Origin of the sequence: Novosphingobium sp. KN65.2 (genome assembly GCF_001368935.1) — a bacterium.
GTDB lineage: Bacteria > Pseudomonadota > Alphaproteobacteria > Sphingomonadales > Sphingomonadaceae > Novosphingobium > Novosphingobium mathurense.
Genome location: NZ_CCBH010000153.1, coordinates 84,610 through 103,968, shown reverse-complemented (window position 1 = coordinate 103,968; position 19,359 = coordinate 84,610). Strand labels below are relative to the sequence as shown.

The following is a 19,359-nucleotide window of genomic DNA, read 5'->3' as shown; positions in this document are numbered from 1 at the left end:
CAAGCCGCGCAGGTCAAGCGAGGAGAAGGCAGCATGAGCGACCACGGATGGAAGCACGACGACCTCGCCGCCGATCTTGCGCAGCATTTGCTTTCGGACAAGCGCATGGTCTGGACCGACATGCAACTCGGGCCGAGCGGATCGGCGCGGCCGGACGTCTACACTCTCGAACGGTCCTACAGCCGGCCGCTTCCGACCGCCTACGAGTGCAAGATCAGCCGGTCTGACCTGCGTTCCGATACCACGTCGGGCAAGTGGCAGAAGTACCTGCAATTCGCGGGTGCCGTCATCTTTGCCGTCCCCGAAGGCCTCTGCACACCAGCCGATATCCCGACCGGCTGCGGCCTGATCGTGCGGAAGGACAAGGTGTGGCGGAACGTTCGGAAGGCAACGCGCCAGCCGGTCACGCTCCCGATGGATGCCTGCATGAAGCTGCTGATCGATGGCGTGTCTCGCTCTGTGCAGCGGACAATACCGCAGCCGCGTGAGATCAAGTTGTGGACCGAGCACGAAGCCGTTCGGAAGAAGTTCGGATCCGCCGTGGCGAAGGCTGCTCGCGACCTCACTGCCGCGCAGACCGAAGCGACCAATTACGCGGAACAGCGGGCGGAGATGTGGCGTCGCATCGATATCGAGACATCGGCGAGGAGGCAGTCCCTCATCGACCAAGCCAAGCGCGACGCTGGCGAGTACGAGCAGGCCAAGCGCGACCTTATGGAGTGGCTCGGACTTGAAGAGCCCGCGAGCGTCTATGCCATCCGCCGTCGCATCGCCGAATTGCAGGCCGAATGCCGGGCTGACGCGCGTGTCGAGAAGGTCGAGAGTGCGCTGTCGAATGCGCTGCGTTCCGCCCAGCAGGCAGCGCGGACGCTTGAAGCCATCGCGCAGGAGAAGGCAGCATGACCCGCTGGCCCGCCATGATGAAGCGCAAAACGGCCGCAGAATACTGTGATATGACCGAGGCCGCGTTCGAGCGCGAGATCATCGCCGGTCGTCTGCCTGCCGGAATCATGTTCGGCGGGCGTGAGCATTGGCGTAAAAGTGCCCTCGATGCGGCATTCGAACGGCTGACGGGTGACGTCGTGCCGGAATATCGCCGCAGATTGAGAGGCGACAATGCTCAGGCTGCCTAAGCTCGAACACGTCAAATACGTGAAGTCGAAGGGGAAAGTTTACGCCTACTTCAACACGGGTGCGAAGAAGGACGGCCGGACGATCTATGCGCGCCTGCCGCACCCGAGCGACACCGGCTTCTATGAGAGCTACGCCGGGATGTGCCGGGCGCGCAAACGCCGCGGCGGCTCGGCCTACACAGTGGCCCAGCTTGTCGCTGATTACGAGACGGCAATGGAGAAGCGCATCAACCTGGCTGAGGGTAGCAAGACGCTATACCGGAAGGTCAACAAGAAGGTCGTCGCCTTCCTCGGGGACTTTCCCGTCAACGATCTCCAGCCCGACGATGTGCAATTCGTGCTGGACGAGAAGATCAACGGGGTAGGGGCCTACAACTCGTTCCTGTCGATGATCAGCATCCTCTACAAGCACGCCCGCAAGTCAGGCAAGACGAAGCTGGAACCCACCAAGGACATGGCGAAGCTCAAGACGGGCGAGCATGAACCGTGGCCGGAGCCCATCCTGCGCGCCGGCCTGTCCGCGAAGGACGACCAACTGCGGCTCGCGATCAGCCTTCTCTACTACACCGGGCAGCGTATCAGCGACGTGATCAAGATGCGCTGGTCGGACATTCAGGACGGCGAGATCTTCGTCCTGCAGAAGAAGACCAACAAGGACGTCTGCCCGCCGCTGCACAGTGCCCTCGCCGCCGAGCTGGCGCGCACCCCCAAGCGCGGCATGACGATTCTGTGTGACGAGATCGGAAAGCCGCTCACGGGCACGGCGATCCGCGATCAGATCAAGGCCTTCACCAAGGATCTTGGCAAGGAGTGCATACCGCACGGCCTTCGCAAGAATGCCGTGATCGCGCTTCTGGAGGCAGGCTGCACCGTTGCCGAAGTGTCCGCCATCACCGGCCAGACATTCCAGGTCGTCGAGAAATACGCCAACCGCGTGAACCGCAGGCGGCTCGGCAGGGCGGCCATTCTCAAGCTGGAGAACAGTGCGGGAACAGGAAAACCCTCGTAAAAACTTTTCAGGAAATGGCAGTGAAACAACGCATTAGAACACGGCGAAGTAAACACAGCATTTACTTCTTGGGCTTACGATCGGCCCAGGCCCGGTCACGGGACCGTCGGTGTATCGCATGCAAGACCGGGGTTGATGATTCACTTCCACGCCAATGCAGCCATCAAGGACAGTGCAAAGGCCATCAACGATGACCGTCCAGACACGCTGAAGCTCTTCGAACAGGCGGCGGCGCTTGTCCCGATGGGGGCATGGTCATGCGACTTGCCCAGCGACGAACTTGCTTGGACCGGTGGGGTCTTCGATCTCTTCGGACTTTCCCCGAAAGATATCCTCGACCGCCGCATGGTACTCGGCATGTACGACGAGGAATCGCGCGAACTGCTGGAGCACAAACGTTCGAAGGCCGTCGAGGCTTGCTCCGACTTCACGCTCGATGCCCGCATCGTCCGACCCGATGGCATGGCACGCTGGATCAGGATTACGGCCGCCACGCGAGCCCGCAACGGGCGGGCCGAAGCGCTCTATGGCATGAAACAGGATATCACCGAGGATCATGCGCGCTGGGAACGCCTGCGCCTGCAGGCCGAGTGTGATCCGCTGACCGGCGTTGCCAATCGCGCGCGCTTCCAGCGCTTTCTCGAGCAGCCCGATACTTCGGCAATGTCCGAACGCGTTGGTGCGTTGCTGCTGTTCGACCTCGACGGCTTCAAGAAGATCAACGACTGGTGGGGCCACGCGGCAGGCGATGCCTGCCTAGCAGCCTTCGCCGAGCGCCTTCGCCGGGCCTTTCCTCAGGCGCACCTGATCTCGCGCATCGGCGGTGACGAATTCGCCGTCCTGCTGCCTCCGGCGGGTATGCGTTCGATCATCGAAGCCGAAGTTCACGCCGTGATCGGTAACTTGCTTTTGCCAGTGCCATGGGGCGGCGACCTGCTTCCGCTAGGTGTGTCTGTTGGCTTTGCCCATGTTCCGACAGAGCACCCGTTCGATCCGCAGGCCCTGTTCGTGTCCGCCGACAAGGCGCTCTACGCAGCCAAGCGTAACCCGTCGTTGGCGTTGGTCTGCGCGTGAGGCGAGGCGGACAGACGGACTGAAATCAGCTCAACCGCCAGACAAGGCAATCTCCCGCCTTTCTCGGGCACTCTCCTGCGCTGCTTCGAGAATTTCCATGACGGCGATTGCGTGCCGGGCGGGAACGGCAGGGCTTGCCTTGTTCAGCAGGCAATCGCGCACGTTTTCATAGAACGCCTGATAGCGGCCGCGGTGGTTCGGAACCGGGCGGGCGTATCCGTCGGCGTTTGTCAGCAGACCTTCTTCGGGATCGATACCCCAAACACTCTCATGCGGTGCGATACCGCTCTTGCTCTGCTCTTCCTGCACGTCGAGGCCGTGCTTGACGTAGCTTGCCTTGGTGCCATGCACGGCAAAGCGCAGGCGATGATCGGGCACGAGTTGCGAGATGTGCAGGATCGCGCGCGCCTTTGCATAGCGCAGTACGACATGGGCAAAGTCCGGGGCATGTCCATCGGGCTTCTGGACTGCGATGTCCGCCCAGACCGCCTCGGGCTTGCCCAAGAGGTGCAGGGCCTGGTCGATCAGGTGCGGCCCGAGATCCTGCCAGACGCCACCCGATCGCTTGTCCTTCCAGCGCTGCCCCGCTTCAGGGCGCATGCGGTCGAAGTGGCTTTCGAAATGGACGATCTCGCCCAGTTCGCCTGCACCGACGAGCGATTGCAGGGTCAGAAAGTCGGCATCCCACCGGCGATTGTGGAAGACGAAAACGTGCCGGTCGCAGCGCTCGGCGGTTTCGGTAACCTTGCGCGCGTCCGCGATGGTGACAGCGAAGGGCTTGTCGATCACCACGTGCTTGCCTGCTTCAAGCGCAGATAGCGCCTGTTGTGCATGCAAGTGGTCGGGGGTAGCCAGCACGACAAGTTCTATCGTGGGATCGGCAAGAACGGCTTCGAACTCTGCTTCAACCCGCATGTCAGGCCAGTCGCCATGCACTTTGGCCGGATCGCTCGATACCACTGCCGCCAGTTCCACCCCGTCCGTGACCTGAAGCAATGGGGCGTGAAAGACCTTGCCCGCCAGACCGTAGCCGATGAGAGCCGCTCGGATGCAATGCACGGTCTATATCCTTCTCTTGCGCGTTCCCTGTGGGTCGACGAAGTCACTAAACGCGCAGAGCCCTTATTGAAAGGGAAGCGGATCAGTTAAGCGCAAGTTGGCCTTGCCGGCTGTCGCGCAAGGATCGGGATTCGCGCCGGTTCATCAGGCAGCGCGCCCGCCCGGTCAGGGTATAGACGACGTGACGCTGTGCCCCGCGGTTGTGGTGGTCGACCCGGAAGCCCTGGTAATGGCGGCGGATCAGTCCCTCCTTCACCAACTCGGACACCGCCCGGCTGAGGTTGGTCTTGCCCGAACTGCGCACGCGTTCGCGCACTTCTTCGTCGATCATCGCAAGGGCAGCTTCGGGTTCCCTTGGCAGCTTGTCGGACCGCGCCAGTTCGCCCCGGATTTTTTCGGTCAGGGCCTGACGCTTGGGATCGCGCGTTCCCATTGGAGTCAGGGCATCGCAGAGCCAGTCGCGAAGCAGGATCGATCGGCCGTTGAAGGAGACGAATGGCCCGGCGCTACCGTCCGGGCGGGCGATTTCGGCAATGAGCGACAGGACCATGAAAGCATAGCGCGGCCGTGAACTGGCATGGGCAACCTGGTCCAGCAGGGCTGCCATGTCACTGACCGAGGCACGCGGTGCGGATGGGGGCGGCGCAACAAACATAACGGGAAGAAATAGAGCACAAACACGGAATCATGAGAATCCCCTTTCTCACGAGGACAACATTTTGTCGTCAATGACACTTTACCCGCCGGTAAAGTGTCGCGGGTGGCATTTGGCGCAAAGATGGCTTGGCCTGCAGGAACAGATGCGCGAAGGAGCGGCTAGGGACGGGCCGTCATCGAAAAAGCCGGCGACCCACTGACGGGTGCCGGCTTTCGGGGTTTCTCTTGTCAGGGCCACAAGAGGGCGGACCTCCTCCTGTGCCTCAAACGTCAGGCAAGGTCGTAACGATCGGCGTTCATGACCTTGGTCCAGGCGGCGACGAAGGCATCTGTGAACTTCGCGGCGCCATCGGACGAGGCATAGACTTCGGACAAGGCACGAAGCTGCGAATTCGATCCGAAGACGAGATCGGTCCGGGTCGCCTTCCACTTTTCAGTGCCGGTCTTGCGACAGGTGCCGACGAAAGTCTCGTCTCCCCCGTCGTCTGTCTGTTTCCAGGCCGTTCCCATGTCGAGCAGGTTGACGAAGAAGTCATTGGTCAGAGTGCCGGGCTTGTCGGTCAACACTCCATGCGGCCTGCCGCCATGATTGGCGCCCAGAACACGCAGGCCGCCAACCAGCGCCGTCATTTCCGGAGCGCTGAGGCCGAGAAGCTGGGCGCGGTCGATCAGCAGTTCCTCGGTCGGGACCGAGAAGCGGGTTTCGAGGTAATTGCGAAAGCCGTCGGCGCGCGGTTCGAGGACTGCGAAGCCCTCAACGTCCGTCTCTTCCTGGCTGGCATCAGTGCGGCCGGGCACAAAGGGAACCTTGACCGTCGTGCCCGCTGCAGACGCGGCCTTCTCGATCGCGACGCAACCGCCCAGTACGATCAGGTCGGCCAGACTGACCTTCTTGCCGCCCGAAGCGGAGCCATCGAAATCGGCCTTGATGGCTTCGAGCTTGCCGAGCACATTGGCGAGCTGGTCGGGCTCGTTGACCGCCCAGTCCTTTTGCGGCGCGAGGCGGATACGCGCGCCGTTGGCGCCGCCGCGATGGTCAGAACCGCGCCAGGTCGAGGCCGAAGCCCACGCGGTCGACACCAGTTGGGCGATGGAGAGTCCGGAGCCGAGGATGTCGTCCTTGAGCGCGGCAATGTCGGCATCGTCCACGAGCGCGTGGTCGAGCGCCGGGATCGGGTCCTGCCAGATCAGGTCTTCGGCAGGGACTTCCGGCCCAAGGTAGCGTGCCTTGGGCCCCATGTCGCGGTGGCACAGCTTGAACCACGCGCGCGCGAAAGCTTCACCGAATTTCTCAGGATTGTCGCGGAAGTGCTCGGAAATCTTGCGATATTCAGGATCCATCTTCATCGCCATATCGGCAGTGGTCATCATCGTCGGCAGCCGCTTGTCCGGGCTGTGCGCGCCGGGTGCCATGTCTTCCGGTTTCTGGTCGATCGGTTGCCACTGGTGGGCGCCGGCCGGGCTCTTGACCAGTTCGTACTCGTAATCGAGCAGCATGTGGAAGTAGCCCATGTCCCATGTCGTGGGGCGGGGCGTCCAGGCGCCTTCCAGTCCGCTGGTGATCGTATCGTCGCCCATTCCGCTGGCATGCGTGCTGGTCCAGCCAAGGCCCTGTTGGGCAATGTCCGCGCCTTCCGGTTCCGCGCCGACCAGCGCGGCATCGCCCGCCCCGTGGCACTTGCCGAAAGTGTGCCCGCCGGCGGTGAGTGCGACGGTCTCCTCATCGTTCATACCCATGCGGGCGAACGTCTCGCGAATGTCACGGCCCGACTGGATTGGATCGGGATTGCCGCCGGGGCCTTCCGGATTGACGTAGATCAGGCCCATCTGGATCGCGGCGAGGGGATCTTCGAGGTCGAGCTTCCTGTCGGGATCGATGCGGGTCTGGCCCAGCCATTCTTCCTCGGTCCCCCAGTAAACGTCCTTTTCCGGTTCGAACACATCGGCGCGGCCGCCGCCGAAACCGAAGACCGGCCCGCCCATCGATTCAATGGCAACATTGCCGGCCAGGATCATCAGGTCCGCCCAGCTGAGGCTGGCGCCGTACTTCTGCTTGATCGGCCAGAGCAGGCGACGCGCCTTGTCGAGATTGGCGTTGTCCGGCCAGGAATTGAGCGGGGCGAAGCGCTGCTGGCCCGAATTCGCACCGCCGCGCCCGTCACCGGTGCGATAGGTGCCCGCGCTGTGCCAGGCCATGCGAATGAAGAAGGGGCCGTAGTGTCCATAATCCGCCGGCCACCAAGGCTGGCTGTCGGTCATGAGGGCATGAAGATCCCTCTTCACCGCATCGTAATCGAGAGCCTTGAAGGCTTTGGCATAGTCGAAATCGGGACCGAGCGGACTGGGTGACTTGCCGCTCTGGTGAAGGATGTCGAGCGATAGCTGGTTGGGCCACCAGTCCCGGTTCGTCCGGCCGACCAGCGAGCGAAGATCTCCATGCTTCACGGGGCATCCCCCGCTTACCGTCTCACCTGTCTTGGCGTCCATCTTGCTCTCCTGGTCCAGTTCTTGTGCCCCGCTCCAGCTGAGATCAGACCATGGCACCGTTACGATTGCAAGACGCTCCGATCGAAGCGGAGCCCCGGTCACGAACAAGCGTGCCAGCGCCGTTCCAGACATCACCAGTCTAGAAGTGGATGGACCCGTTGACGGAGAGCGTTGTCGGCTGTTGCGGCGTGAATTGGGGCATCGTGCGGTAGCGCAGGGCATTGCCGAACGCGAAGACGTCACCCTTGTCGGCAAACAGGTTCTGCACGCTCAGGCTCACCTGCCAGATGCCATCGGTGATCTGCACTTCGAATTCGCTTTCGATCAGGTCACCCATCTTGCGATCGAGATCAGGATCGAAGCTCATGCGGGCCGGGCCGACATAGCGCAAGTTCAACCTGGCCCGCGCATTGAGTAGCCCGAGAGTGAAGTCGTGCCGCAAACCGGCGCGCACGGTATATTCAGGAACGACCGGCAGGTGCCTGTCTTCCAGCTTATAGCCCAGGTTGTTGCGGTAGAGGCGCGCATCGGTGAAATTGCCTCCGGCTTCGACCTGCCAGCCCTCGGCCAGCGGCAGCTCGAGGCTGCCTTCGATGCCGAAAATGCGGGCGTTTCCGGCATTGGTGGTCTCAACCAGGCCGTTATCCTCCAGCACGTCGGATTGCAGGTCGTGCCAGTGGGAGAACCATGCGCCCAGATCGAGCTTGCCCCCGCCGGACAGCCGCTGGCGCCAGCCCAGTTCGACAGACGCCAGTTCATCGCTGCCCAAGGCGTCGATGCTGCCGCTGGAGGTAATGTCCGAACCGCCCTGCCTGAAGGCCGAGCCATATCGCACGTAGAGCAGGCTGGAAGAGTTGGGCTGCCAGGACAGCGCGAGACTGGGGGTTATCCCAGACTTGTCTCGCTCACGCGAGACGGGACCGGTCGGCAACATGCGCGTCTCGCGGATGGACGAGCGGAAAAGGCGCGCACCGGCATCGATAGACACAGTGCCGGTTACGGGGATCGTCGCGTCGAAATAGGCGGCATTGTCGTGACTGGTCCTGCGATCATCGTCGAGTGTCGCCATAGCGCCCGCGATGTTTTCCAGCGAGGTCGCCAGCTTCTGGCGCGCCACGAGGCGTGAGATGCCCGCAAGCCACGTCACACCGCCGAGATGACCGCGCAGCCGCAACTCGGAATCCCAGATCCGGAAGTGACGCTTGTCGTGAAGGCTTTGCGGGTCATCGAGGCCGAAATCCTCCGCGCCTACCGTGGCATCGAGCGTGTTGTCGACATCGTGCCAGGTCATTGCGCTGGCAACTGTCATGTCGATCGTACCGAGCGTTCCGTTCAGCCGTCCGGCGAAGTGTATGAGGTCGTTGTCGTGCGGCTCCGGCGACTGCGCATCGCGGGTATAGCTGCCCGAGGTGTAGACGTAGCGGGTATCGCTGGAGCGAAGCCACTGGCCGAAGCCGGTCAGGTCGAGGCGCCAGTCGGCGGTAGGGACGAAGGCGAGTCCGGCGCGTGCGCCGGAAACGCGCGTCCAGTTGGCATCGTTGCGGCTACCGGTATCGATCCAGCCCGGTTCCTTGGCCGCATAGCCGACGAGGCGCAGGGCCGCCATCTCGTTGACCAGAGGCAGGTTGGCGACGGCGGAGCCCGAATAGCCAGTGTCGCCGTGCATGACCAGCGAGGTTCCCGCGCTGACATCGAGACTGGTCCGGTCGAGTTCGGGGGCGCGGGACACCATGCGGTAAATGCCGCCGAGTGCGCCCGTCCCGTAAAGCGAGCCCTGCGGTCCCTTGAGAACTTCGACCCGGTCCATGTCGACAAGGCGGATATCCGGATCCGGCGCGGCATAAGTCAGGCGTGCCTCGTCGAATACGACGGCTACGGTCGACTGGCTTTCTCCGCTGAAGGCGCTGTCGGCGACGCCGCGCAGGAACATGCGATTGCGGCCCGGTCCCAGCGAGGTCAGCGAAAGCCCCTCGATCTGCGAGGCGACCATGGCGCTCGATCGCGCGGGATTGCCGTGCAGATCGTCTTGCAGCCCGACGACCGAGACGGCCGCGGGGAGCGAAAGCAGTTCGAGCGGCTGCTTGGTCGTCGTGACGACGATCGGTTCTGGAGGCGGTGAGGGGGCGGGCGGAGGCAAAGGATCCGGAGTCGGGGCCGTCGGGGCACGATCGATCCGCCAGGCGGTTTCGCTGACCTGGCGCGCCACGAAACCGCTTCCGGCCAGAAGCTGCGCCAGTGCTTCGCTGACCGAATAGTCCCCGCGCAGACGGCGGGTGCGAATCTTGGGAAGTGTCCCTTGCGTGCCGATCGACACCCGGGTCTCCCGGGCCAGTTCGGCAATCGCGGTAGGCAGGTCGCTGGCGCTTATGTCGATCCCGTGGCGCGCGGCTTCGCGTGCTTCAGCGGGCGGGCTCCAGGCGCCAGGCGCCAGCGTGGCCGCCGAGGCGCAAGCCCATGAGCTGCACCAGATCGCGAAGCGCCGCATCCCCATCGTCGACAATCAGGGTCCCCGAAAACCGCCGGTCGCGCAAGGACGCCGGCACTTCCACCGAGACACCGGCATAGCGATGCAGATCGGCGGCGACCAGCACAAGTCGCGCATTTTCGTAGGAAAGTCTGCCCTCCTGCCATGAACCGACATTCCCGGGCTTGATCGTTGCAATCGTCGCGGTGCCCTTGGCGCCATCGAAATCGAGTCCGCTGCCTGCGGCCAGCTTCACCGGAGAGTCGAGCGCCTGCGAACTGACCTGGACTTTGCCTTCGACCACGGCAACGCGCACCGTGTCCTTCTGCTCCTGAACGTCAAAACGCGTGCCGATGTCACTGATCGCAAGATCACCAGCGGTGATCGTGAGCCGGCGCGAGGGGTCGTGCCGGATGTCGAACAGGGCACCGCCGGAAAGGGCCATGCGATCGCGGTCGCGGCCTTCGATGGTAAGGTGGCTGCGTGGCGCAAGCAGGATCGTCGAGCCGTCTTCAAGTGCGATGCGCTGCGAGGAGGCGGCTGTCTCGTACAATTCCGGAGCGGGGCTCATGAACTGGGGAACCGCAAGAACTGCGGTCAGGGTTGCCGCAATGGCAAAACCTGCCCAGCGCAGTCGCTTTCCGAAGACGGGTCGAACGACGCGGTCGTTCGCGGCCTCGGCATAAGCGGCTTCCATCGGGGTTTCGGGCGCAGACGTCTTGGGTTCCGCCAGTTCCTCACGATGCTCGCCGAGCATGACGTCCGTCAGGGCGATCTCGTCGAAAACCTCGCGGTGCCTGGGGTCCGCGTCCAGCCAAAGGGTGAACGCATCCCAGTCCATGGCATCGTCGTTGCTGGCGAGGTGCCAGCCAACGGCTTCGGCCAGGATCGGATCATCTTCGCGCTTCATTGGCCCTGTTCCATATGCGGTCGGTCCCCGCTGTCAGCCCCTCGATCAGTAGACGTCGCCGTATCGAAACATCCGCAGTCGGCAAGCGCGGTACGCAGGCGTTTCATGGCGAGCGCAAGGTGCTTTTCCACCCCGCTGCGGCTAATTCCCATAACTTCGGCGATTTCTCCCTGCCCCATTCCCTCGAAGCGGTAGAGCCGCAAGGCCCGGCCGGCACCTTCGGGGAGGGCGTCGATGGCTTCGCGCAGGATCTGCGCTTCCTGCTTGCGGACCAGCGCGTCGTCGGCCGGTTCGCCCGGGTCCGTCCTGTCCTCGGGCGGCATGACGACACCGCCGCTTTCCGCCTCAAGCCAGTTGCGCTCGCGCCGCATGGCGCGTTGGCGTCCGCGCAATCGATCGAGAACGAGGTTGTTGGCCATCCGGAACAGGTAGGCGCGTGGATTGGCAACGGGCCCCGCGGGCTGCGCGCTGACCTTGATCCAGAGGTCCTGCAAGAGATCCTGCGCGTCGTCCGCCGAACCGCAACGGGCAACGAGAAATTGCAGCAAGGGACCGCGTTCGTCTTCGAGTACGCGGGCGAGCCCTGAGGCACGCGGTTGCTGCGGCATCGGCTCCATGTCGATCTCCGCCAAGAACTTCATGATCGCCAGGCCCTTGCGAGCAAACCGGTGACCGATCGGGTGATCGCCACTTCATGCACTTCGATCCGCGCTTGTGCAAACCCTGCATCTGCAAGCGCTGCCCAAAGCGTCTCCTTATCGAACAAACGATGAAATCCCTCGCGGGCAAAGGACCAGTTTTCCATGCTTTGACGGTCGGTGACGTAAGCCACCAGTCGCCCCCCGGTCTTCAGGAGACCACGCATCCGGCGCAGCATGGCGTGGTCTTTGCTTTCGAAATACAGCACGTTGAGTGCAAGCACCGCATCGAAGGCCGCGTCCGGCAGTGCGATGTCCTCCAGTTTTGCCTCGAGGTAGGAAGCGCGCGGGCCGAGGCGCTGCCGAGCGGCGTCCAGCATGGTCGCGGAAGCGTCGGCCCCGGTGATCCGACAATCGGCGCGGGCGAGCAGTTCGGCCATCGCCGCGCCCGTACCGCACCCTGCATCGATCACCGCTTCGCCCGGACAAGGCGCCAGGAGATCGACCGCAAGCCGGGTGGGCTTGCGGTTGACGACATCCATGGCATTGCCCAGCAGGCGGCCGGGCAGGCCTTTTGGGTGGGCAAGCTGGCGGGCAAGCCGGTGAGCCAGCATCATGGGTACGCGCTTCCGGTCACTCAGCCCGCCTTGGCCAGCAGGGCCCTGACTTCGCGCCGGCGGCCCGCGTCCCAGACCGGGCGGGCAGGATCGTGCGGTGCCAGAAGGGCCTTTTGCAGAAAGGTCTTTGCACCAGCCCTGTCGCCCTGATCCAGCAGGTAATCGCCGTAGAAATAGTTGGAATCGAGGCCGTTCGGATCGACCGCCAGCGCCTGCTTGAGCAGCTTCTGCGCCTTCTCGTCGTCTCCCCAGCCCAGAGGCGAGCCCGGGACCTTGTAGTAAAGTACGCCGAGGCTCAATGCCGCGCCGCCGTCGGCCGCCCGCGGATCGAGCGAATAAGCCTTGGCGATCAGGTCGCGGGCCCGCGTCGCCAGGCTCATCTTGTGGAAAATGTTGGCGCGGTTGGCCTGTTCGCTGGTGATGATGCCCTGCCACAGCAGCGGCTCGGCCTTGCCCGGATAGCGCGCTACGATGGTCGCGGCCTGCTTGGCCAATTGGTCCAGCGCCTTGGTCTGCGTGCTGGAACCCTTCACTTCGTAGGCAATGTGAGCCCAGCCGTCGTTTACCGCCTTAACGTCGCTCGCCATGTCTGCGAAAGCGGCGGAGGGCAGGGCACAGGCCAGCAGCGGGGCGGCCAGCAATGTCATCACACTGCGTTTGATCATCGAATTGAACTCCTCTTTTTGTTTATTGGCGGACCGCTCAGCAGAACTCGGCCCGGGCCTTGCGGATCTGTCCGGCAAGACCGTTGTCGATCAGCCGGGGGGAAATGGCATTGAGAGCGGCGTAGATGCGCTCCAGCGCGCCGATCGAGACGGTCTCACGCTTCTCGACGATGGCCGAGACGATGCGCCGGGCCACCCAGTCGGGCGCATCGGCCTTCATCCCCGTAACTTCGAGGAAACGATTGACCTCGCCGTTGTTGAAGGCGGTGCGCGCGGCCCGCGGGTTGATGTGTGTGACGGTAACGCCGCTGCCCATCAGTTCGCGCCGCAAGCCCTGGCTGAGGGCTGCCAGACCCGCCTTGCTGCTCGAATAGGCGGCGAACCAGGGATAGGGGATCGCGCCGAGGACCGAGCCGATATTGACGATCTGCCCGCTCCTTCGCGCCTGCATCGGCGCGGCCACTGCGCGGGCGAGCACGGCCGGGACCAGCAGGTTGATGCGATAGCACAGCGAAAGCGCCTCGATCGGTTGGCTCTGGTGCAGGCCGAAGCGCATGACCCCGGCGATGTTGACGAGGATATCGGGACAATCGCCGGCAAGCCGCTCGGCCAGCCGGGCAAGGGCGGTTTCGTCCGAAAGGTCGGTGACGATGCTGGCGTCGCAAGCCGCGCTTTCGATGCGGTCGATCCCAGTGACATAGGCTCCGGCCTCGCGAAGAAGCGTGGCCACGGGGGTGCCGATGCCCCCTGCAGCGCCGGTGACCGCAATGCGTTTGCCTTCAAGCGGCGACATGCTGATCCTCCATGGCAATCGATGCGAACATGGCGCCGAACAGGGCGAACATTTCGCGTGCCATCCCGGTGATGGCTTCGCGGTCCTCCTGCGCGTCAAGCCCGTTTACCAGCGCGGCGAAGAAGGCCATGTGATCCTGGTCCAGCGCGCCGTGCGACGTGAGGTAAGTGAAGGCTTCCGGTGGCAGTCCAAGGTTGGCGGCAACCGCGCTCGCCCCGCGCTGGGCAAGAGCAACACTGACGCTTTCCAGCACATAGACCATGCCGAAGAAGCAGGCGGCATTGCCATTGCCGATCCGGGCAGAGGCATGGTCGACCATGGCCTGCGTCGCCGGATTGGGCCTGCAGGTGCGCGCCCTGTCGGCATCCCCGCCGGCCGCGGCGATGTCTGCCAGGATCCATTCCTCGTGGCCGGTCTCTTCTTCGATATATTCGTCGAGCGCGGAAACGAGTTCTGGCCGCTCCAGCAACCGCGCCCGCGCCGCCTGCATCAGCGGCACTGTGTGGCGCACATGATGATAGGCCTGGGTGAGGTAATCGAGGTAGGTACGCTGCGATATGGTTCCGGCAAGTCCGGCCCGAACCTGCGGGATCGTCAGGAAGCGCAGGCGATGGCGCCAGGTGGCCGCTTCCAGCTCATCGAAGAACGCCGGCTCGCCATCAAGCCATGTCCGCGCGATGGCCTTGCGGCGCAGGCGTCCGTTGCCGGTAAGCATGCCGTTGGCTGGCGTGAACGGTGCCACTTCGCGCCAGGCGTTCACGCGGGCGTAAGCGGGCAAAGTCCGGTTTGCCGCAGCAATGGCCTTGAAGAGATCCGCGTCGGCCGATGCCGGGACCAGCAGCGCGTCTGGTGCCGGGGCGCCGTCGCCATGAACAAGGGCCTGGGCGATTTCGGGCTGTGCCAGAAGCGCAGCCTCGACCCATTCCGGCGAGATGTTGCGGCCATAGCTGGTAACGATCATGGCCGTCTTGCGCCCATCTACCCAGAGACGGCCATGATCGTCGATGCGGCCGATGTCGCCGGTGGCCAGAGGTCCCGGCGCGCGAGGCTCGCCAACGGTGCCAAGGTACATTTCACCGTCGAGCAGGATTTCGCCATCGGGGGCGATTGTCGCACGGACATGGCCGAGCGGCCGTCCGACCGAACCGTCCACGTCCTCCTCTGCCCCTTCCAGCGATACGACCGAACCGCATTCGGTCAGGCCGTAACCCTGCCGGACAGGCAAGCCGAGGGCGCGAGCCCGCTTTAGCAGTTCGACCGGAACCCGTGCGCCGCCGACCGCAACCAGCGTGAGGTCCGGAAGGCATTGGCCGGTGCGTTCGAGAAGCGCGACCAGGCCTGCAAGGTATTCCGGGACGAGGATCAGCGAAGTGATCCGCCACTCCGCAAGGCGCGAGACCATCGTCCCGAAATCGGGACGGAAGGGATCACCGAGCCCTGCTTCGCGTTGCGGCGGGCAGACATAGGTGCCTCCGGCCAACATGGTGGCGAAGAAACCGGCGACCGTCTCCAGCAGGATGCCGGGAGGCAGCAGGGCACAGTGCCGACCGGCATGACCGGTGCCCAAAGCTTCGACGACCGATGCGGCGACAGCGAGCATGTGCCGGGCCGACAGGCACACGCCCTTTGGCGTACCGGTCGATCCGGAGGTGAAAGTAACCCGCGCCGTCAGACGGGGCAGTAATGACGGCGCGGGGTGCGGTGTGGCGGGACAATCGTCCCCCGCACCGCAGGCGGAAACGGCATGACGGACCTGTTCGTCCGTGAAAAAGGAAGGAAGCGACAGCACCGGAATTCCCGCTTCGAGGAGCGCCAGTTCGAGAACGGACGCTTCGACGCCATGATCGAGGCGCAGGACATGTGGCTTACCTGTCTGCGCACCCTCGCAAAGATCCGCGGCGACCTGCGTGACGCGCTCGGCCAGGTCCCTCCACGTCACGCGATCCGACACGATCGGTTCCAGTGCGATGCCGTGCGGATTGACCTCGGCATGGGCGCGGATTGTTTCCAGCAATCCGGTCACGCGGCAATTCTCCGGCGACGGGCAAGGAAGGTCGAAATCGCGCGCTGGCCCTGCGTTATAAGGCCAGCGCAGACCATCGGGTCATTGGCGTAGTAATTGCCCCAGGCCGCCGGATCGTCGGCGCATTCAGGATCGGCCTTGGCAAGGACATGCAGCGTCACGCCCAATCGCTCGAACATGTGGCGCAGCGGGGCGGTCAGGGTTGCCACGGCGACTTCGCAATCTGCACCGAGGTCGTTTGCCGCCATGCCCCAGAGGGTGACCATGGCAAAGGCATCGTCGGCCGCCAGATTGCCGATCTCGATTACGGCGGACCTTTCGATGGGCAAACCGAGCGCATCGGTCAGGCATTGCTCCACCGGACGGTCGAGATAGCGCTCGAGGTACAGCGTCTCTTCGCCGGCCCGGCGATAGCCAAGCGCGGCGTGAGCCGTGTTCTGGTGCGAGACATGCAGGATCGCTGCATATCCGGCCTGCACGCTTGCCCCATGCGCTTCCAGGTAGCGCCTGCGGACCAGATCGATCGACGATGTCTCTGACATCCTTGTCTCCTCGGTGTTCGAGGAAATGACGGCACGCCTCTCGGGCTTCCGCAGTCAGGGCTCTCGTCGTGCGACAAGATTCCCGTGGCGCACGATGAAATGATCGAAGCGCACGCCGTGACGCAACCGGCATGACTTCTTTGAAGCGCCACTTGCATAAGTTCCATCCCGCTGAACTGCGCATCTGCGACTACGGTAGTTCATTCAAACTGCGGGTACGTGAGGGTGAACCGGCCCTTGCCTCTTCAACAGGTGACAAGTGGGCATTCGTCCACCATGTTTGCATCACAGGACAGTGCCTTGCACGTTCGGCGCAGTGCCTCGCGCCGCGTAGGGCAGATGGGCAATTTGACACACGAGGGCGGCATGAAACTTCAGATCAACGGCAAGGAAATGGACGTCGAGGCCGAAGGCGACACCCCGCTCTTGTGGGTATTGCGTGACGACCTTGGCATGACCGGCACGAAATATGGTTGCGGTCTTGCGCAGTGCGGGGCCTGTTCGGTCCTCGTCGACGGGGTCGTCACCCGTTCGTGCGTGACCCCTCTCGATGCCGTGGCGTCGAGCGCCATCACCACGATCGAGGCAATCGAGGAAACCGATCTCGGCAAGCGGGTGGTCGATGCCTGGGTGCGCCACCAGGTGCCCCAATGCGGTTATTGCCAGTCCGGACAGGTCATGGCGGCGACTTCGCTCCTCAAGGAAACTGCGACGCCCACGGACGATGAAATCCGCGCGGCCATGATCAACCTGTGCCGCTGCGGTACCTACAATGCGATCAAGGCAGCGATGAAGGACCTGGCTGGTACTTCGGAGACTGCGGACAACGGCCAAGGTCTTCACCTCGGGTCCGCGGGAATGGTTGCAGGTGGCGTCGCCGTGGCAGCGGCGGCCGTAGCCGGAACGGCCGCGGTTCGATCCAAGGGGCGAAATGAAGATACCGGCAGCGAAGGGGACGCGTGATGGACATGATCGTTGATGCACCCCGCGGCGGGAACGATGGCCTGCAGCAATTTTTCGTTGGCGAGCCTTCCAACATCTCGCGCCGGCGGTTCCTGCTGACCTCGGCCGGAGTCAGTGCAGGGGCCCTGGTTCTGGGTTTCGGTATCCCGATGGGCAAGGCGCGGGCGCAAGAAGGCAAGTCCGGGATCCCTGACGCCGCGGCCCATCCGAAGGTGCCTGCCTTCCTCGAAATCCGACCCGACAACACCGTGCGCCTGCAGAGCCCGTTCATCGAGGGTGGGCAGGGCGTGTTCACGGCCATGGCCCAAATCGTCGCCGAAGAACTCGACCTGGATCCGTCGGCCTTCACTGTGGAGAGCGCGCCGGCAGGCAGCGAATACCTGATCGTGCCGGGAGCGGGACGGCTTACCGGTGGCAGCATGTCGGTGCGCACCAGCTACATGACGATGCGCAAGATCGGCGCATCGGCGCGGCTGATGCTGATGCAGGCGGCCTCGGGCAAGTTAGGCGTACCCTTCAGTTCGCTCACGACGCAGCCGGGCCGTGTGCTCCATGAAGCTTCCGGCCGTTCGCTGACTTACGGCGAAGTGGCTTCCGGCGCGCTCGACATGCCGGTTCCGCCGCAGGACGGCCTCAAGCTGCGCGATCCCAAGACGTTCCGCTGGATCGGCAAGCCGGTGGCGCGCATCGACATGCACGAAAAGGCGACCGGCAAGGCGCAGTTCACTATCGACGTGGTGGTCGAGGACATGGTCCATGCCGCCATCCAGCATGCTCCGCGTCTCGGTCTGGAAGTCGGTTCGATCCGCAATGAGGGCCAGGTCAAGGCGATGCGCGGCGTGGAATCGATCCATCGTCTCGACGGCGCCGTCGCAGTCGTCGCCAAGCGCTGGTGGCATGCGCGCCAGGCGGTCGAGGCCCTGCAGGTCGACTGGGCTGAACCCGGCGACAAGTCCGGCATCCGCTACATGCCGGACGACTTCGACAGCGAGGCTTTCTCGCAGCAACTGGGCGCCAATGCCGACGCGGGCAACGAGGCGGAATCCCGGGGCGATTTTGCCAAGGGCTTCAGCGACGCGGCAACCAAGGTGGAAGCCACTTACTACAGCCAGTACCTCCACCATGCACAGCTCGAGCCGCCTTCCAGCCTTGCTCGGTTCAACGCCGATGGCACGCTGGACTTGTGGGTGCCCAACCAGGCGCCCGAGATGTTCCAGGCCGATGCTGCCAAGATCGCCGGGATGGCGCCGGCCAAGGTCAAGATCCACTCGCAGATGCTGGGCGGCTTCTTCGGCAGACACTTCCTCTACGGACCGGGCTGCTGCTATCCTCAGGCGATCAAGCTGGCCAAGGCTGTGGGCAAGCCGGTCAAGGTGATCTGGAGCCGCGAGGAGGAATTCCTGCGCGATCCCCTGCGGCCCATGGCGGCGGTGCGTTTCCGCGGCGGCCTCGACAGCAACGGCATGCCCATCGCGATCGAGGCGATCAGCGCCTGCGAGGGGCCGGGTGAAGGCATTGCCAACAAGCGTGCCGAGGGCGTGGATGGGATGGCCGTCGAGGGTCTGACCGGCAAGTCCTATGCCATTCCCAATTCCCGCATTGCACAGGCCTACGTCAAGAACCCGGTCACGCTTGCCTACTGGCGGTCGGTCGGCAACTCGATGAACGATTTCTTCTACGAGACCTTTCTTGACGAACTGGCCGACAAGGGCGGTATCGATCCGTTCGAGATGCGCTTGCGCCTGCTCAGGGACAACAAGCGCCTGACCACGTTGCTGAAAGCCGTCGGCGATCTGGCGGGAGGCTGGAAGCGCGGTCCGTTCAGTGCGGCGGACGGCACCCGGCGCGCGCGCGGCGTGGCGATGGCCTCACCCTTCGGATCGCACACTGCGGCCATTGCCGAAGTATCGATCAAGGATGGGCAGGTCGTCGTCCATGAACTGTGGGAAGCGATCGATCCGGGCAGCATCGTCAATCCGGCGATCGTCGAGGCGCAGGTGAACTCCGCCATCGCGCTGGGGCTTTCGCAGGTTTTGCTGGAGGAAGCGGTCTACAAGGACGGCCAACCGGTCGCGCGTAACTACGATCTCTATCCGATCCTGCCGCCCGATCGCATGCCGCGCGTTCACGTCAAGATCGTCGAGAGCGGCGCGGAAATGGGCGGCATCGGTGAGCCGCCCTTGCCGGCCGTGCCGCCGGCAGTGGCCAATGCGGTCTCGGCGTTGACCGGAAAGCGGGTGCGCAGCATGCCGCTTTCGCGGATCAAGTTCGACACCTGACGCAAACCCGAAAGCTCCTGTTCTCCTGTCCGCGACCCGCACCGGT

17 protein-coding genes are annotated in these 19,359 nt (G+C 63.9%); 6 read left to right on the top strand and 11 right to left on the bottom strand.

Annotated elements, in window-relative coordinates:
• The first annotated feature begins 33 nt into the window (after positions 1-33).
• The 4 genes from SPHV1_RS12610 (at position 34) to SPHV1_RS12595 (ending at position 3,216) form a co-directional block, all read left to right on the top strand.
• Positions 34-903 (top strand): hypothetical protein, encoded by an 870-nt coding sequence (locus SPHV1_RS12610; RefSeq protein ID WP_082430993.1) that lies wholly within the window; start codon positions 34-36, stop codon positions 901-903.
• Positions 900-1,133: a hypothetical protein gene (locus SPHV1_RS12605; protein WP_054946384.1), complete on the top strand. Its 234-nt coding sequence runs from the start codon at positions 900-902 to the stop codon at positions 1,131-1,133. The genes SPHV1_RS12610 and SPHV1_RS12605 overlap by 4 nt, the downstream gene beginning before the upstream one ends.
• A complete protein-coding gene (locus SPHV1_RS12600) occupies positions 1,117-2,142 on the top strand; it encodes a site-specific integrase (RefSeq protein WP_054946383.1) in 1,026 nt (341 codons plus the stop codon). The genes SPHV1_RS12605 and SPHV1_RS12600 overlap by 17 nt, the downstream gene beginning before the upstream one ends.
• Before the next feature lie 135 nt (positions 2,143-2,277).
• The gene (locus tag SPHV1_RS12595; protein WP_054946382.1) at positions 2,278-3,216 is read left to right on the top strand and encodes a GGDEF domain-containing protein; all 939 of its coding nucleotides are present in this window, start codon (positions 2,278-2,280) and stop codon (positions 3,214-3,216) included.
• Positions 3,217-3,246: 30 nt separating this feature from the next.
• On the opposite strand, the gene SPHV1_RS12590 is transcribed toward SPHV1_RS12595, so the two are convergent.
• The 11 genes from SPHV1_RS12590 to SPHV1_RS12540 all read right to left on the bottom strand — a co-directional run bounded on the left by SPHV1_RS12590 (position 3,247) and on the right by SPHV1_RS12540 (position 16,071).
• Complete coding sequence (locus SPHV1_RS12590; RefSeq protein ID WP_054946381.1) at positions 3,247-4,275, bottom strand: oxidoreductase; 1,029 nt, start codon at positions 4,273-4,275, stop codon at positions 3,247-3,249.
• Positions 4,276-4,357: 82 nt separating this feature from the next.
• A complete protein-coding gene (locus SPHV1_RS12585) occupies positions 4,358-4,882 on the bottom strand; it encodes a hypothetical protein (protein WP_079730998.1) in 525 nt (174 codons plus the stop codon).
• A gap of 320 nt (positions 4,883-5,202) precedes the next feature.
• Positions 5,203-7,419 (bottom strand): catalase/peroxidase HPI, encoded by a 2,217-nt coding sequence (gene katG / locus SPHV1_RS12580; protein ID WP_054946398.1) that lies wholly within the window; start codon positions 7,417-7,419, stop codon positions 5,203-5,205.
• Between the two features lie 139 nt (positions 7,420-7,558).
• A complete protein-coding gene (locus tag SPHV1_RS12575) occupies positions 7,559-9,910 on the bottom strand; it encodes a TonB-dependent receptor (RefSeq protein ID WP_231634662.1) in 2,352 nt (783 codons plus the stop codon).
• A complete protein-coding gene (locus tag SPHV1_RS12570) occupies positions 9,819-10,793 on the bottom strand; it encodes a FecR domain-containing protein (RefSeq protein WP_054946379.1) in 975 nt (324 codons plus the stop codon). Before SPHV1_RS12570 ends, SPHV1_RS12575 begins: the two co-directional genes overlap by 92 nt.
• Positions 10,790-11,434, bottom strand: coding sequence for an RNA polymerase sigma factor (locus tag SPHV1_RS12565; protein WP_054946378.1), 645 nt, complete (start codon positions 11,432-11,434; stop codon positions 10,790-10,792). Before SPHV1_RS12565 ends, SPHV1_RS12570 begins: the two co-directional genes overlap by 4 nt.
• Positions 11,431-12,048: a class I SAM-dependent methyltransferase gene (locus tag SPHV1_RS12560; protein ID WP_054946377.1), complete on the bottom strand. Its 618-nt coding sequence runs from the start codon at positions 12,046-12,048 to the stop codon at positions 11,431-11,433. Before SPHV1_RS12560 ends, SPHV1_RS12565 begins: the two co-directional genes overlap by 4 nt.
• Before the next feature lie 20 nt (positions 12,049-12,068).
• Positions 12,069-12,713 (bottom strand): tetratricopeptide repeat protein, encoded by a 645-nt coding sequence (locus SPHV1_RS12555; protein WP_054946376.1) that lies wholly within the window; start codon positions 12,711-12,713, stop codon positions 12,069-12,071.
• Positions 12,714-12,750: 37 nt separating this feature from the next.
• Positions 12,751-13,506 (bottom strand): SDR family NAD(P)-dependent oxidoreductase, encoded by a 756-nt coding sequence (locus SPHV1_RS12550; protein WP_054946375.1) that lies wholly within the window; start codon positions 13,504-13,506, stop codon positions 12,751-12,753.
• On the bottom strand, positions 13,493-15,529 hold the full coding sequence (locus SPHV1_RS12545) for an AMP-binding protein (RefSeq protein ID WP_054946374.1): 2,037 nt from the start codon (positions 15,527-15,529) through the stop codon (positions 13,493-13,495). The genes SPHV1_RS12550 and SPHV1_RS12545 overlap by 14 nt, the downstream gene beginning before the upstream one ends.
• Positions 15,526-16,071: a thermostable hemolysin gene (locus SPHV1_RS12540; protein ID WP_054946373.1), complete on the bottom strand. Its 546-nt coding sequence runs from the start codon at positions 16,069-16,071 to the stop codon at positions 15,526-15,528. The genes SPHV1_RS12545 and SPHV1_RS12540 overlap by 4 nt, the downstream gene beginning before the upstream one ends.
• Before the next feature lie 366 nt (positions 16,072-16,437).
• Between SPHV1_RS12540 and SPHV1_RS12535 the strand changes: the two genes are divergently transcribed.
• On the top strand, positions 16,438-17,034 hold the full coding sequence (locus tag SPHV1_RS12535) for a (2Fe-2S)-binding protein (protein WP_054946396.1): 597 nt from the start codon (positions 16,438-16,440) through the stop codon (positions 17,032-17,034).
• On the top strand, positions 17,034-19,313 hold the full coding sequence (locus tag SPHV1_RS12530) for a molybdopterin cofactor-binding domain-containing protein (protein WP_054946372.1): 2,280 nt from the start codon (positions 17,034-17,036) through the stop codon (positions 19,311-19,313). The genes SPHV1_RS12535 and SPHV1_RS12530 overlap by 1 nt, the downstream gene beginning before the upstream one ends.
• Positions 19,314-19,359: the final 46 nt, after the last annotated feature.

Coding starts and splice junctions, on each gene's coding strand:
- SPHV1_RS12610 (WP_082430993.1), top strand. CDS start 34: ATGAGCGACCACGGATGGAAGCACGACGACCTCGCCGCCGATCTTGCG.
- SPHV1_RS12605 (WP_054946384.1), top strand. CDS start 900: ATGACCCGCTGGCCCGCCATGATGAAGCGCAAAACGGCCGCAGAATAC.
- SPHV1_RS12600 (WP_054946383.1), top strand. CDS start 1,117: ATGCTCAGGCTGCCTAAGCTCGAACACGTCAAATACGTGAAGTCGAAG.
- SPHV1_RS12595 (WP_054946382.1), top strand. CDS start 2,278: ATGATTCACTTCCACGCCAATGCAGCCATCAAGGACAGTGCAAAGGCC.
- SPHV1_RS12585 (WP_079730998.1), bottom strand. CDS start 4,882: ATGGCAGCCCTGCTGGACCAGGTTGCCCATGCCAGTTCACGGCCGCGC.
- katG (WP_054946398.1), bottom strand. CDS start 7,419: ATGGACGCCAAGACAGGTGAGACGGTAAGCGGGGGATGCCCCGTGAAG.
- SPHV1_RS12575 (WP_231634662.1), bottom strand. CDS start 9,910: ATGGGGATGCGGCGCTTCGCGATCTGGTGCAGCTCATGGGCTTGCGCC.
- SPHV1_RS12570 (WP_054946379.1), bottom strand. CDS start 10,793: ATGAAGCGCGAAGATGATCCGATCCTGGCCGAAGCCGTTGGCTGGCAC.
- SPHV1_RS12565 (WP_054946378.1), bottom strand. CDS start 11,434: ATGAAGTTCTTGGCGGAGATCGACATGGAGCCGATGCCGCAGCAACCG.
- SPHV1_RS12560 (WP_054946377.1), bottom strand. CDS start 12,048: ATGATGCTGGCTCACCGGCTTGCCCGCCAGCTTGCCCACCCAAAAGGC.
- SPHV1_RS12555 (WP_054946376.1), bottom strand. CDS start 12,713: ATGATCAAACGCAGTGTGATGACATTGCTGGCCGCCCCGCTGCTGGCC.
- SPHV1_RS12550 (WP_054946375.1), bottom strand. CDS start 13,506: ATGTCGCCGCTTGAAGGCAAACGCATTGCGGTCACCGGCGCTGCAGGG.
- SPHV1_RS12540 (WP_054946373.1), bottom strand. CDS start 16,071: ATGTCAGAGACATCGTCGATCGATCTGGTCCGCAGGCGCTACCTGGAA.
- SPHV1_RS12535 (WP_054946396.1), top strand. CDS start 16,438: ATGAAACTTCAGATCAACGGCAAGGAAATGGACGTCGAGGCCGAAGGC.
- SPHV1_RS12530 (WP_054946372.1), top strand. CDS start 17,034: ATGGACATGATCGTTGATGCACCCCGCGGCGGGAACGATGGCCTGCAG.